The following is a 13522-nucleotide window of genomic DNA, read 5'->3' as shown; positions in this document are numbered from 1 at the left end:
CATGCCTGTGCTCATGGCGGCGCTCTCCCTCCCGAATGCCGCGCCGTCGTTGAGCGCGGCGCGGGAGCAATCTGACACGACGGCGGCCGATGACCAGCCACCCGAACCGGCAAGCCGGGATGCGTCTGCGTAACAAGGATTGGCAGCGCTGCCAATCCGCCGCCCTGGCGATGCGTTGAGCCCCGGCTGAAGACGTGACATCGTGCCCGCGCCGTGGTGCCCGGGCGCTCAAGCCCCGGACGGCCGCCGGGAGGATGCATGGAGGACCACGAGGGACCGCAGCGCCCCGCCGCGCTGACGGCCCGCGACGCCGCACCCCGCCGGCCCGTGACCCTGGCGGACGTGGCCCGCGAGGCACGGGTGGGCGAGAGCACGGTCTCGCGGGTGCTGCGCAGCCACGGCTCGTTCTCGGCCCGGACCCGCGCGCAGGTGGAGGCGGCGGTGGCCCGCCTCGGCTACGTGCCGAACCGCATCGCCGGAACCCTCGCCTCGACGGGCTCGCGCCTCATCGGCATCGTCATCCCCTCGCTCACCAACATCGTCTTCCCGGACCTCCTGCGCGGCGCCACCGCGGCCCTCGACGCCGAGGGCTTCCAATCGGTCATCGCGGTCACCGATTACGACCAGGACCGGGAGGAGGCCCTGGTCGCCTCGCTGCTGAGCTGGCGCCCGGCCGGGCTGATCGTCACCGGGCTGGAGCACAATCCCGGCACCGTGCGGCGGCTGATGGCGAGCGGCGTGCGCGTGGCCGAACTGCTCGACATCGACGGGCGCGGCCTCGACATCGTGGTCGGCTACTCCAACCGGGCCGCCGGGGAGGCGAGCGCCCGCCACCTCGTCGGGCGGGGCTACCGGCGCATCGCCTATCTGGGCCACGACCTCACCCGGGACCGCCGGGCGGCCAAGCGCTACGACGGGTTCCGGGCCGCCCTGGCGGAGGCGGGCCTCGGGCTGGCCGGCGAGGAGCGCATCCCCGCCCCCTCCTCGGTGGAGGCCGGGCGCAGCGGCCTCGCGGCCCTGCTCGCGCGCACGCGCGGCGTCGACGCGGTCTACTTCTCCAACGACGACATGGCGCTCGGCGGCTATTTCCACTGCCTCGCCGCCGGCCTCGCGGTGCCGGACCGCCTCGCCCTGTTCGGCTACAACGGGCTCGATGTGGGCCGGCTGATGCCCCAGCCGCTCGCCACCATCCGCACCCCGCGCGTGGAGGCCGGCGCCACCGCGGCCCGGCTGCTCAGCGCCGACGCCCCCGCCACCGTGGTCGATCTCGGCTTCGAGCTGATCGCCGGGGCGACGGCGTGACGCTCACCCCTCACCACTGGTGCAGCACCACCGCCTCGGCGAGGCAGGCCGGGCGCTCCTGGCCGTCGATCTCCACCGTTACCGCGTAGGTGACACGCAGGCCCCGCGGCGGCACCGGCAGGGCGGCGCTCAGGCGCACGCGGCCGCGCAGGCGCGCGCCGACGATGACGGGCGCGGGAAACCGCACCCGGTCGAGCCCGTAGTTGAGGCTCAGCCGCAGCCCCTCCAGCCGGCGCACGCCGGCGATGAAGCGCGGCACCAGCGAGAGCGTGAGATAGCCGTGCGCCACGGTGGCGCCGTAGGGCGATTCCCGCGCCGCCCGCTCCGGATCGACATGGATCCACTGGTGGTCGCCGGTCGCCTCGGCGAAGCGGTCGATCATCGTCTGGTCGACGGTGATCCACTCGCCGATTCCGATCTCCTGGCCCAGGGCCGCGCTCAGCGCCTCGGGTCCGTCGAATGCCTGCATCCTGGTCCTCCCGGCCCCGCGCACGAGGGGGCGCCCGGCTGCGGATAGGTCATGTCGCGGGATTGCGCGAGACCGAACCGCCCCTCTCGGCCGCCGGGGGATCGCCGGTGCCGTTCTCCTGTCTCGACGGACGGCGGAATCCGGACGGGGCCGGCGCTGCGCGGATCGTTGCACCCGGGGGGATGATACTCCGGGAGAGTGTTCTACTTTCCCGGGCGGCGCCGGACGCGAGACCGGCACCGCCCTTGTCTCCCGGCTCCGGCGCGTCGCCGCCGGGCCGCCTCGCCCGCAAGGAGTTCGTGCGTTGGGACAGAGGAAGCTGCGGGTCGCGATCGCCGGCGTCGGGAACTGTGCCTCATCCTTCGTGCAGGGCCTGCACTACTACCGCGCGGCGACGCCCGGCGAGACCGTGCCGGGTCTGATGAACGTGGTGCTCGGCGGCTACCATGTGGCGGATGTCGCCGTGGTGGCGGCCTTCGACATCGCCGCCCCCAAGGTCGGGCGCGACCTCGCCGAGGCGATCGGGGCCGCCCCCAACAACACCGCGACCTTCGCGGCGGTGCCGCCGACCGGGGTCACGGTCCGGCGCGGGCCGACCCTCGACGGGCTCGGGCGCTACCTGCGCGACGTGGTGGCGGAATCGCCCGAGCCGGCGGTCGACGTCGCGGCCATCCTGACGGAGGCGCGGGCCGACGTGCTCGTCTCCTACCTGCCGGTGGGCTCGCAGGCCGCCACCGAGCACTACGCCGAGGCGGCGCTCGCGGCGGGCTGCGCCTTCGTGAACTGCATCCCCGTCTTCATCGCCTCCCATCCCGAGTGGCGGGCGCGCTTCGCGGCCCGGGGCCTGCCGCTGATCGGCGACGACATCAAGAGCCAGGTCGGCGCCACCATCGTGCACCGGGCGCTCGCCAACCTCTTCCGCGAGCGCGGGGTGCGGCTCGACCGCACCTACCAGCTCAACTTCGGCGGCAATGCCGACTTCCGCAACATGCTGGAGCGCGAGCGGCTGGAATCGAAGAAGGTCTCCAAGACCCAGGCGGTCACGAGCCAGCTCGCGGACGCGCTCGCGCCGGGCGACATCCATGTCGGCCCGAGCGACTACGTGCCGTGGCTGTCCGACCGCAAATGGGCGCATATCCGCCTGGAGGGCACGGCCTTCGGGGGCGTGCCGCTCAACCTGGAGCTGAAGCTGGAGGTCTGGGACTCGCCGAACTCGGCCGGGATCGTCATCGACGCGGTGCGCTGCGCGGGGCTCGCCCGCGACCGCGGCCTCGGCGGCGCGCTGATCGGCCCGTCGAGCTGGTTCATGAAGTCGCCGCCGCGGCAATTCACCGACGAGGAGGCACGGCGGCGCACGCTGCACTTCGTCGCCGGGGAGGCGGAGGCCGGCTGAGCGCGGGCCGCGCCCGATCGGGGATCGCGTTCGCGCGATCAGTCGGCATCTTCGCGTTTTGCGCCCTTGCCATGGAGCGGGCCGGGGGTATTCTGCCGCCCGGTACGACAGGCCGTTCCGGCCATCGGCCCATAATCAACAAACGACAACTTCGTCGGCTTGGCTCTCGATCAATATCGATGCGGGGAGCAGGTGATGATGTTTCGCAAATGCGTGGCCGAGGCGATCGGCACCTTCTGGCTGACCTTCGCGGGCTGCGGCAGCGCGGTGATCGCGGCAGGCTTCCCGGAGGTCGGGATCGGGCTGCTCGGCGTGTCCTTCGCGTTCGGACTGACCGTGCTGACGATGGCCTACGCGATCGGCCACGTCTCGGGCTGCCACCTCAACCCGGCGGTGACGCTGGGGCTCGCGGCGGGCGGGCGCTTCCCCAGCCGGGACATCGGCCCCTACGTCGCCGCGCAGGTCGTGGGCGCGGTGGTGGCCGCCGCGCTCCTCTACGCCATCGCCAGCGGCTCGCCCGCCTTCGACCTCGCCAAGGGCTTCGCGGCCAACGGCTACGGGGAGCACTCGCCCGGCAAGTACGGCCTCGTCTCGGGCTTCCTGGCCGAGGTCGTGCTGACCATGATGTTCCTGTTCGTGATCATGGGGGCGACGCACGGCAAGGCACCGGCGGGGTTCGCGCCGCTGGCGATCGGGCTCTGCCTGACGCTGATCCACCTCGTTGGCATCCCGATCACCAACACCTCGGTCAACCCGGCGCGCAGCACCGGCCCGGCCCTGTTCGTGGGCGGCTGGGCGCTGGCGCAGCTGTGGCTGTTCTGGGTCGCCCCGCTCATCGGCGGCGTGCTCGGCGGCGTGCTCTACCGCTGGCTCAGCGAAGAACCTTCCGCGCAGGTCACCGGGGTGGCCCCGACCGCCCGCACAACCTGACCCGGGCTATTTGAGCCAGTAGACCGACACGAAGATCAGCGCCGCGAGCACGATGAACGCGACGAAGCCCCACTGGGCCTTGTTCTGGCGGTGGTGGGCGTAGCTCGCGCGCTCGGCGCCGCCCGCGAAGCGGTCCTGCCCCTCCGCCTTGCGGGCGAGGTTGACACGCTCGGGCGAGGGCGGGTGGCCGGCGGCCTCGTCGTCGGTGCCGAGCGGGGAGAGGCCGGGGTCGAAGACCTCGGCCTTGTCGCCGGTGCGCCCGCTGTCGATGTCGGCCTTGAGCTGCGCCGTCGTCGAGGCGGCTGAGGGCGGCGGCGGATCGATCGGCTGGATCGTGCGCGTCGGGGGAAGGTCGGCGTGGGATTCGGCCATGCTCCGCCTCGTCGGAGGGGTGATGTGGGGCGACAACCGCGGGGGGCCGGTCGCGTTCCGGACGCGCCGCCATTCGCCCCGGGGCACCGGGCATCCGCGCCCGGGACCATCGCCCCAGGACCGTCGCACCAGGAACATCGCCTGCGCGTCCCTTGTTGACGGTCGGCGCCGCGCGCCCGCCGGACGGGGGACGGCGACGCGCAGGAGGCCGCAGCCCCGATGGCAGATCCCACCGACCGCAGCCGGACGCCGCCGGATCCCGCCCCCGCCCAGGCGGACGGCGACCATCACGTGGTGATCGTGGGCGGCGGTTTCGGCGGCCTCGCGGTGGCCCAGGAACTCGGCAGCGTCGCGGGCCTCCGCGTCACCCTGCTGGACCGGCGCAACCACCACCTGTTCCAGCCGCTGCTCTATCAGGTCGCCACCGCGGTGCTGTCGCCGGGCGAGGTGGCCGAGCCGATCCGCCGCATCGTCAGCCGCCACCGCAACATCCGCGTGCTGCTGGCCGAGGTGAACGGGGTCGACCGGGCGGAGCGCCAGGTGCGGCTGCGCGACGGCGGCGCCATTGCGTACGACACCCTGGTGCTCGCCACCGGGGCGACGCACAGCTATTTCGGCCATGCCGACTGGGCGCGCCACGCCCCGGGCCTCAAGACCCTCGACGACGCCCGGGCGATCCGCGCGCGGGTGCTGCTCGCCTTCGAACGGGCGGAGCGGACGAGCGATCCGGCGGAGCGGGAGCGCCTGACGACCTTCGCGGTGGTGGGCGGCGGGCCGACCGGCGTCGAGATGGCGGGCGCCATCGCGGGCCTGTCGCGCCAAGCCCTGGCCCGCGACTTCCGCGCCGTCGATCCGACGCGGGCGCGCATCCTGCTGATCGAGGCCGCGCCGCGCATCCTCGGCACCTTTCCGGAGCACCTCTCGGCCTACGCGACGAAGGCCCTCGAACGCCTCGGCGTCACAGTGATGACGCTGAGTCCCGTGGAGGCGATCGACGAGGTCGGCGTCACCGTGAAGGGCAGCCGGATCCCGGCCGCCACCATGGTCTGGGGCGCGGGGGTGCAGGCCTCGCCCGCCGGGCAGTGGCTCGGGGTCGCGACCGAGCGCGGCGGCCATATCCGGGTCGGCCCCGATCTCGCGGTCGAGGGCCTCAGCGACGTCTACGCGCTCGGCGACGTGGCGATGGCCCGGGCCGAGGACGGCTCGGCGCTGCCGGGCCTCGCCCAGGTGGCCCACCAGCAGGGGCACTATCTCGGCAAGGCCCTGCGGGCGCGCCTCGTGGCCGGGCAGAGGCCGGCCCCGTTCCGGTTCCGCTCGCGCGGCAACCTCGCGGTGATCGGCCGGAACTCCGCCGTGGTCCAGTGGGACCGAGTCAGCCTCAAGGGCTTCCCGGCGTGGCTCGTCTGGGGCATCGCCCACGTCTACCTGCTGGTCGGCTTCCAGAACCGCCTCGTCGTCACCCTGCGCTGGCTGTGGGCCTACGTGACCTATCAGCGCGGCGCCCGGCTGATCTCGGAGCGCGAGGAGGCCGCCGCGGCCCGCCACCAGCAGGCCTGACCGGCGCGGAACACGAGACCCCGCGGCCGGTTGAGGCCTGGAAGGCTGACCTTCATCGGATCCCCTCCCCGCTTCCTCAAGCCCCGCCCGGCACGCCGCCGGCGGGGCCTTTCTTTTCGCCGTGCGGCCGCGGATCGGGCGCGAACCGAGGCTCCGGCGAGACGTTGGACCGGCAGGCGGCCAGATACTCCATAACAGTATCATCGTGCGCGAGGCGCGGCTGCCCGGACCCTCGATCAGGAGAGCCCCGATGTACTACCACGACAAGCGCCTGCAATATCCGGTGCGGGTCGAGAAGCCCGATCCGATCTTCGCCCGCCAGCTCCAGCAGGCGATCGGCGGGATCGAGGGCGAGATCCGCGTCTGCCTGCAGTACTTCTTCCAGGCCTGGGGCGCGCGCGGCCCCGACAACAAGTACCGGGACGTGCTCCTCAACACCGCGACCGAGGAGATCGGCCACATCGAGATGCTGGCCACCGCCGTGGCCCTCAACCTCGAGAACGCGCCCGCGACCCTGCAGGAGACGACCGCCCAGGCCAATCCGATCGTCGGCGCGGTGATGAGCGGGGGCGAGCGCCCGCGCCACGTCGTGGAAGGCATGCTCCACCGCCACATCCTCTCGACCGGCATGGCGGCGTTCCCCGCCAATTGCGACGGCGTGCCCTTCGACTGCTCGCACGTCTACGCGAGCGGCAACCTCGTCGGCGACATGTTCGCCAACGTGGCGGCCGAGGCCACCGGCCGCACGCTGGCCGTGCGCCTGTTCAACGCCGCCCACGATACCGGCATGCAGGAGATGCTGCGCTTCCTGATCGCCCGCGACACGATGCACCAGCAGCAATGGCTCGCCGTGATCGAGGATCTGGGCGGCCTGCGCGAGTCGCTGCCCGTGCCCAACAGCTTCGACCAGTCGAAGGAGGCGCAGGAGTTCAGCTACATGTTCATGGGCACCGAGCGCAGCGGCACGCCGGTGACGCCCGGCCGCTACAGCGAGGGCCCGTCCATCGACGGGCGCGGCCAGTTCCACTTCAAGGCGTTCGAACCCCTCGGCGAGGAGCCGGTGCTCGGCCCCGCCCGGCCGGATTCCGGCGCCCAGAAGGAGCAGATGACCGAGCCGCCGGTCACCAACAGCAAGGTGTGATCCCCGCGCCGGCGTCGCTCCGCCGAGGGACGCCGGCCTCCCGCCGAGACGTCGAGCGGCCGCCCGCTGCGCGCGGGCGCCGCCGCATGAGGAGCCCATGGACGCCGCTTCGTTCCACCCCGCCGTCGCCGTCATCGACGACCTGGCGCATGCGGTGCACGAGCGGCGCGCCATCCTATTCGCCGGAGCGGGGCTGTCGATCAGCATCGGGCTGCCGTCCTGGCGCGAGCTGATCGGCCACATGGCCGCGGAACTCGACCTGCCGGAGGACCTCGTCTCCGATTCCGCCAGCACCTACAGCGCGCTCGCCGAGTACTACCGGATCCGGCAGGGCAGCATCGGCCCGCTGCGCAGCTGGATGGACCGGAGCTGGCGGATCCCCGAGGAGCGCATCCGCGACTCCTGCCTGCACCGCCTCGTCCTCGACCTCGACTTCCCGATCATCTACACGACGAACTACGACCGCAGCGTCGAGGCCGCCTACGAGGCGGCGGGCCGGCCCTATGTCAAGATCGCCAACGGGCGCGACATCGCCCGCGCCCGCGAGGGCGTGCCGCAGATCGTCAAGTTCCACGGCGACTTCGACGACGACCAGTCGCTGGTCATCACCGAGACCGACTACTTCAACCGGCTGGGCTTCGACACGCCGCTCGACATCAAGTTCCGGTCGGACGCGCTCGGCAAGACGGTGCTGTTCGTCGGCTACAGCATGGGCGACCTCAACATCCGCCTGCTGCTCCACCGGCTGTGGCGGACGTGGAGCACCTCCGGCTTCGAGCGCGACCGCCCGCGGTCCTTCGTGTTCATGGCCCGCCACAATCCGGTCCAGGCGGCCGTCCTGGCCCAATGGGGCATCACCACGCTCGCGGGCGAGGGCGAGGAGCCGGGCGCGGCGCTCGCCACCTTCCTGACCGGCCTGCGCGACCGGGTACGGGCGCTGGGCGAGGAGAAGGGCGAGGCGAAGGGCGGCGCCTGAGCCGGGTCGCCCGGCGGTCCATACCTGCTAAGCAGACTTGCGTTGGCAAGCCAACGCTTCGTCCGCTTAGGTTCTTGTTTCGTCGCAGATTTTGATCGCAAAACCGGCGACCACTTTTGCGAAATCTGCTTAGAAGGGCGGCCGGGAGGATCGGGCATGGACGAGGACGATCTGCGCCGCTGGGCGCACCGGGCGGCCGACTGGTCGGCGGATTACCTCGCGGGCGTCGGCGACCGGCCGGTGCGGGCGCAGGTCGCGCCCGGCGAGATCTTCCGGCAGCTGCCCGCCGCGCCGCCGGAGGCCGGCGAGCCGATGGAGGCGATCTTCGCCGATCTCGACCGCCTGATCCTGCCGGGCATGACGCATTGGCAGCACCCGCGCTTCTTCGCCTATTTCCCGGCCAATGCCAGCCCGCCCTCGCTGGTGGCCGAGTTCGTCACCGCCGCGATGGCGGCGCAGTGCATGCTCTGGCAGACCTCGCCGGCCGCCACCGAGCTGGAGAGCCGCGTCACCGACTGGCTGCGGGCGATGATCGGCCTGCCCGCCGGCTTCTCGGGGGTGATCCAGGACTCGGCCTCCGGCGCCACGCTGGCGGCGCTGCTCACCGCCCGCGAGCGGGCGCTCGGCCATGCGGGCAACCGCGACGGGCTCGCCGGACGGGCGCCCGTGCGGGTCTACGCCTCGGCGCAGGTGCATTCCTCGGTGGACAAGGCGGTGCGGATCGCCGGGATCGGCGATGCCAATCTCGTGCGCATCCCGGTCGCGGGTCCGCTCCACGGCATGGACCCGGAGGCACTGGAGGCGGCGATCGTCGCCGACCGCGCGGCGGGGCGCCTGCCGGCCGCGGTGGTGGCCTGCCTCGGCGGCACCAGCATCGGCGCCTGCGATCCGATCGACGCCGTGGCGCGGGTGGCCCGCCGCCACGGCCTGTTCCTGCACGTGGACGCGGCCTGGGCCGGCAGCGCCATGATCTGCCCCGAGTTCCGCGACCTGATGCGGGGAGCCGAGGCGGCGGACAGTCTCGTGTTCAACCCGCACAAGTGGCTGTTCACGCATTTCGACTGCTCGGCGCATTTCGTGCGCGACCCGGGCGCGCTCACCGACACGCTGGGCCTGCGCCCGCCCTTCCTGCGCACCCTCGGGCACGAGGGCGTGACCGATTACAGCGAGTGGTCGGTGCCGCTCGGCCGGCGCTTCCGCGCCCTCAAGCTGTGGTTCGTGATCCGCTCCTACGGGGTCGCGGGCCTGCAGGAGATGATCCGCCGCCACGTCGCGTGGGCGGGGGAGCTGGCGGAGCGCGTGGCGGCCCATCCCGATTTCGAACTCGTCACTGGCCCGATCCTGTCGCTCCTCACCTTCCGGTACGCGCCAGGGGGAGCGGGCGACCTCGACGCCCTCAACGAGCGGCTGCTCGCGCGGATCAACGACGACGGCCGCACCTACCTGACCCAGACCCGGCACGACGGCCGCTTCGTCATCCGCTTCCAGATTGGCCAGACCACCACGACCCGGGAGGACGTGCTGACGGCGTGGCAGGCGGTGGAGGAGATCGCCGGGGCACTGCGGCGCGAGGAGGCGGGGACCGCCCGCTGAACCCCGGTCGCGGGCGCGACCACCGGTTCGGCGAACGGGACTGGCGCCTCGCGACGATGGCCGCCGCCCTCTCTCCCGGGCGACCGGAGCGTCCGCCGTCGGCGACGGTCCGGTCGCCCGGGCCAGGAGAGAGGCGCGTGGTGCAGGCGCTCGACCGGAAGGGCGCTCAGCGGTCCAGCACGGAGCGGTCGTTCTTGGCCACCAGGGTCCGGAAGTAGGGCGTCAGGTCGTTCTCCGTCAGGCCGAAGGCCTGCGAGAACTGCATGATCAGCTGCTGCTCCTCCGGCTCGGCCTCGCCGTCCGCCATCGCGCTGTCGATCATGTTCAGGATGATGCAGAGCCGCTGCTCCGGCCGCAGGTTCGGCGCTGCGGCGGCCAGGAACTCGGGCGGGCGGGTGGCGCGGGCATAGCGCAGGACCGCATCGAGCTGCTGGCGCGTGGTGTTGCGGCCGAGCACCGACATGAGATGACCGACTTCCTCGGGGTCCAACTCGCCGTCCGACGCCATGCAGTAGATCAGCGACACCGCCAGGCAGTTGCGCGGCGTTAGCTCAAGGGACACTTGCGACTTGAACATGTTGAACATCATCGGGTCTCCCTGCAGGGGGCGTCGCGTGCTTGCCGACGCAGGGCGGCTTATAGGCGAACGCTCTCGCTCTGTCGATTGACTTGCGGTCAGACAGGCGCGAGCATTTATTTCTTGTCTTTCGGGATGATTCTTCGAGCGAAGACGTAAGGGGGGATGCGGGTCGTCCTCAGGCGCCCGGAAAGCCGTAGAGCCGGGCCGGGTTGTCCACGAGGACGCGGTGGCGGGCCGCCTCGTCGGGCACCCAGTCGGTGAGGAGGTCGAGGAGGTCGCCGGGATTGGGCATCGGCTGCCACTGCGCCACGTGGGGCCAGTCCGAGCCCCAGACGCAGCGCTCCGGCGCCGCATCGTGCAGCGCCCGCGCGAAGGGGATCGTGTCGCGGTAGGGCAGGTCCTCGCCCGTGAGGCGGTAGGCTCCCGAGAGCTTCACCCAGGCCCCGTCCCGCACCAGCGCGACCAGCGTGCGGAATCCCGCGTCGCCGACGCCTGCGCGCGTCGGCATGTGGCCCATGTGATCGACCACGAAGGGCACCGGCAGCCGGGCGAACCGGGGCGCGAGCGGCGGCAGGTGCCGCGCGTCGACCAGGAATTGCAGGTGCCAGCCCATCTCGCGGGCGAGCGCCCCGTAGGTCTCCAGCGCCTCGAAGCCGATGCCGCCGCCATAGAGCACGTTGAGGCGAAGCCCCACGACGCCCGCCTCCTGGAGGGCCGCGAGGTCGCGCTCGGGCAGCCCCGGCGGGATCACCGCGATGCCGCGCAGGCGCACGCGGTTCGCCCGCAGGGTCTCGACCATCAGCCGGTTGTCGGTGCCGTGGACGCTCACCTGCACCAGCACCCCGTAGGTCATGCCGGTGGCGTCCAGCATCGCGAGGTAGGCCTCCGGCGTCGCCGCGGGAGGCGTGTAGCTGCGCGCCGGCACGAAGGGATGCTCCGGCGGCAGGCCGATCACGTGGGCATGGGCATCCACGGCGCCGTGGGGCACCGTGAAGCGGGACGGCCCGCGCGGATGCGGGTCGGGGCCGGGGCAGTCGCGGATCTCAGGCATCGGCGTGCAGAACCTTTCCGCGGGTCTCCGGCAGCGCGAAGGCGGCGAGGAAGAAGACGCCGTAGGCCACCGCCGCGAAGATCGCGATGGCCGAGGCCAGCGACATGCCGGCCGAGATGTAGCCGACCAGGGCCGGGAACAGGGCGCCGATGCCGCGGCCGAAATTGTAGCAGAAGCCCTGCCCCGAGCCGCGCAGGCGCGTGGGGTAGAGTTCGGTGAGGAAGGCGCCCATGCCCGAGAAGTAGCCCGAGGCGAAGAAGCCGAGCGGGAAGCCCAGCACCCACAGGACCGCGTTCGAGAGCGGCAGCTGCGTGTAGGCCAGGATGACCGCGATGGCGCCGAGCGAGAAGATCAGGAAGAGCGGCCGGCGCCCGAGGCGGTCGGCGAGCCACGCGCCGACGAGGTAGCCGGCAAACGACCCGATGATGAGGGCCGCCAGGTAGCCGGTGGAGGAGACGATGGAGAGGCCGCGCTCTGTGGTGAGGAAGCGCGGCAGCCAGGTGGTGACGGCGTAGTAGCCGCCCTGGCAGCCCGCCGCCATCAGCGAGGCGAGCACGGTCGTGCGCAGCATCGGCCCGGAGAAGATCTCCCAGATGGCGGGGCGGTCGCCCGCCGCCGCGGCCTTGGCGCGCGTCTCGACGGCGACCTGCGGCTCCTCGACGTAGCGGCGCAGGTAGAACACGAGGAGCGCCGGGAAGGCGCCGATCACGAACATCCACCGCCACGCCGTCTCGGGCGGCAGGAGCGAGAACAGGACCGCCTGGGCCAGCACCGCGAGGCCCCAGCCCACCGCCCAGCCCGACTGCACCGAGCCCACGGCCCGGCCCCGGTACTGGGCCCGGATGGTCTCGCCCATCAGCACGGCGCCCGCCGCCCACTCGCCGCCGAAGCCGAGGCCGAGCAGCGCGCGGCAGACGAGCAGCTGTTCGAAGTTCTGCGCGAAGGCGCAGACCAGCGAGAAGAACGAGAACCACAGGATGGTGATCTGGAGCGTCAGCACCCGGCCGATGCGGTCGGCGAGGTAGCCCGCGAGCCAGCCGCCGAGCGCCGAGGCCAGCAGCGTCACGGTGGCGGCGAGCCCCGCCGTGCCGGCGTCCACGCTCCACAACTTGATGATCGTGCCAATCACCAGCGGGTAGATCATGAAGTCCATGCCGTCGAGCGCCCAGCCGGCCGCGCAGGCCCAGAAGGTGCGCCGCTCCGGCACCGTCATGTCGCGGTAGAAGGCGGTGAGGCTCGCATCCTCGACCGGCACCCGGACGCTGTCGGCGGCTGGGGTGGAACTCATCGGGCGCTCCTCGCTGCGGGCCTTCGCCGGGCCCTTGCTGCCACACCGGGCCGGCTCCCGTCGGCGCACCGCCGCGAACCTGCCTAGCATCTTGTTCCGACACGGGTTTTCGACGGGGCTCCGCCGACTGCCGGTCCGGGTCGTGCATAGCGTGCCTGCCGCACAGGCAGGCAATCCCTCCCGGCCGGCTCTCCCGCGGCGATCCCGCCCGCCGAACCGGAAAACACCTTTGCGATGTTCGTCAGTGCACGATGCGACGGCAGACCCATCCCGGCCGCTGCCCTAGGAGAATCTTTGGACATTAGAACGACTTTTCCGATCACGGCCGACGCGCTACTTGTAGCTGAATCGCGCTCACCGAGGCATCCTTAGGTTCTGCACGTATGACCGAGCTCAACCGCAGCCACAACGAAATCCTCGATCGTACCGTCGACATCGTCTCGGCTTTTGCCAGCCACAACACCCTGCAGCCCGAGGATCTGACGAAGCTGATCACCGATGTTTTCGCGGCCATGAGAGAGGCCAGCAGCGGGAAGACCGCGCAGGTACAGGCGGTCGCGAAGGCGAGTGCATATGAGATCCGCCGCTCGATCACCCGCGAGGCCCTCATCAGCTTCGAGGATGGCAAGCCCTACAAGACCCTGCGCCGGCACTTGTTCCTCAGGGGGCTGACGCCCGCGGCCTACCGGGCGAAGTGGGGCCTCCCGCCCGACTACCCGATGACCTCGCCGGGCTATTCGGAGCAGCGCTCGCAGCTCGCCCGCAGCCTCGGCCTGGGCCAGCAGCGGCGCCGCCGCAAGCCGGACGGGGCGGCCGACGGGACGTGAGCCCGGGCCGGCCGCTCCGCCTGCCGGGCCTCCGCCGCCGGAT

At 72.0% G+C, this 13522-nt stretch carries 13 protein-coding genes; 8 read left to right on the top strand and 5 right to left on the bottom strand.

Going from position 1 to position 13522, the window contains the following annotated elements:
- Positions 1–258 precede the first annotated feature (258 nt).
- Positions 259–1302: a LacI family DNA-binding transcriptional regulator gene (locus MFF61_RS17780; RefSeq protein WP_238236621.1), complete on the top strand. Its 1044-nt coding sequence runs from the start codon at positions 259–261 to the stop codon at positions 1300–1302.
- 10 nt (positions 1303–1312) lie between these two features.
- Here MFF61_RS17780 and MFF61_RS17775 read toward each other — a convergent pair whose 3' ends face one another.
- Positions 1313–1771, bottom strand: a complete 459-nt coding sequence (locus MFF61_RS17775; protein ID WP_238236620.1) for a MaoC family dehydratase — start codon at positions 1769–1771, stop codon at positions 1313–1315.
- Positions 1772–2075: 304 nt separating this feature from the next.
- Here MFF61_RS17775 and MFF61_RS17770 point away from each other — a divergent pair, with 304 nt between their 5' ends.
- Entirely contained in the window at positions 2076–3164 is a 1089-nt protein-coding gene (locus tag MFF61_RS17770; RefSeq protein ID WP_238236619.1) for an inositol-3-phosphate synthase, read from the top strand.
- Between the two features lie 195 nt (positions 3165–3359).
- Positions 3360–4094 carry an aquaporin Z gene (aqpZ, locus tag MFF61_RS17765; RefSeq protein ID WP_238236618.1) on the top strand — a complete coding sequence of 245 codons (735 nt, stop codon included), beginning with the start codon at positions 3360–3362 and terminating at the stop codon, positions 4092–4094.
- 6 nt (positions 4095–4100) lie between these two features.
- Here aqpZ and MFF61_RS17760 read toward each other — a convergent pair whose 3' ends face one another.
- Positions 4101–4466 carry a hypothetical protein gene (locus MFF61_RS17760; protein ID WP_238236617.1) on the bottom strand — a complete coding sequence of 122 codons (366 nt, stop codon included), beginning with the start codon at positions 4464–4466 and terminating at the stop codon, positions 4101–4103.
- Between the two features lie 219 nt (positions 4467–4685).
- On the opposite strand from MFF61_RS17760, the gene MFF61_RS17755 reads away from it, so the two are divergent.
- The 4 genes from MFF61_RS17755 (at position 4686) to MFF61_RS17740 (ending at position 9733) form a co-directional block, all read left to right on the top strand.
- Entirely contained in the window at positions 4686–6023 is a 1338-nt protein-coding gene (locus MFF61_RS17755) for an NAD(P)/FAD-dependent oxidoreductase (RefSeq protein WP_238236616.1), read from the top strand.
- Positions 6024–6273: 250 nt separating this feature from the next.
- On the top strand, positions 6274–7164 hold the full coding sequence (locus MFF61_RS17750; RefSeq protein ID WP_238236614.1) for a manganese catalase family protein: 891 nt from the start codon (positions 6274–6276) through the stop codon (positions 7162–7164).
- A 97-nt stretch (positions 7165–7261) separates the two neighbouring features.
- Positions 7262–8140: an SIR2 family NAD-dependent protein deacylase gene (locus MFF61_RS17745; protein WP_238236613.1), complete on the top strand. Its 879-nt coding sequence runs from the start codon at positions 7262–7264 to the stop codon at positions 8138–8140.
- Between the two features lie 156 nt (positions 8141–8296).
- Positions 8297–9733, top strand: coding sequence for a pyridoxal phosphate-dependent decarboxylase family protein (locus MFF61_RS17740; RefSeq protein ID WP_238236612.1), 1437 nt, complete (start codon positions 8297–8299; stop codon positions 9731–9733).
- Between the two features lie 166 nt (positions 9734–9899).
- Here MFF61_RS17740 and MFF61_RS17735 read toward each other — a convergent pair whose 3' ends face one another.
- From MFF61_RS17735 to MFF61_RS17725, 3 genes are all read right to left on the bottom strand, one after another.
- Positions 9900–10322: a tellurite resistance TerB family protein gene (locus tag MFF61_RS17735; protein WP_238236610.1), complete on the bottom strand. Its 423-nt coding sequence runs from the start codon at positions 10320–10322 to the stop codon at positions 9900–9902.
- Between the two features lie 166 nt (positions 10323–10488).
- Positions 10489–11364 (bottom strand): amidohydrolase family protein, encoded by an 876-nt coding sequence (locus MFF61_RS17730; protein ID WP_238236608.1) that lies wholly within the window; start codon positions 11362–11364, stop codon positions 10489–10491.
- Complete coding sequence (locus tag MFF61_RS17725; protein WP_238236606.1) at positions 11357–12652, bottom strand: MFS transporter; 1296 nt, start codon at positions 12650–12652, stop codon at positions 11357–11359. Before MFF61_RS17725 ends, MFF61_RS17730 begins: the two co-directional genes overlap by 8 nt.
- 383 nt (positions 12653–13035) lie before the next feature.
- On the opposite strand from MFF61_RS17725, the gene MFF61_RS17720 reads away from it, so the two are divergent.
- A complete protein-coding gene (locus MFF61_RS17720; protein ID WP_238236605.1) occupies positions 13036–13479 on the top strand; it encodes a Ros/MucR family transcriptional regulator in 444 nt (147 codons plus the stop codon).
- Positions 13480–13522 lie beyond the last annotated feature (43 nt).

Origin of the sequence: Methylobacterium isbiliense (assembly GCF_022179325.1) — a bacterium.
GTDB lineage: Bacteria > Pseudomonadota > Alphaproteobacteria > Rhizobiales > Beijerinckiaceae > Methylobacterium > Methylobacterium isbiliense.
This window is presented reverse-complemented; position numbering and strand designations above follow the sequence as displayed.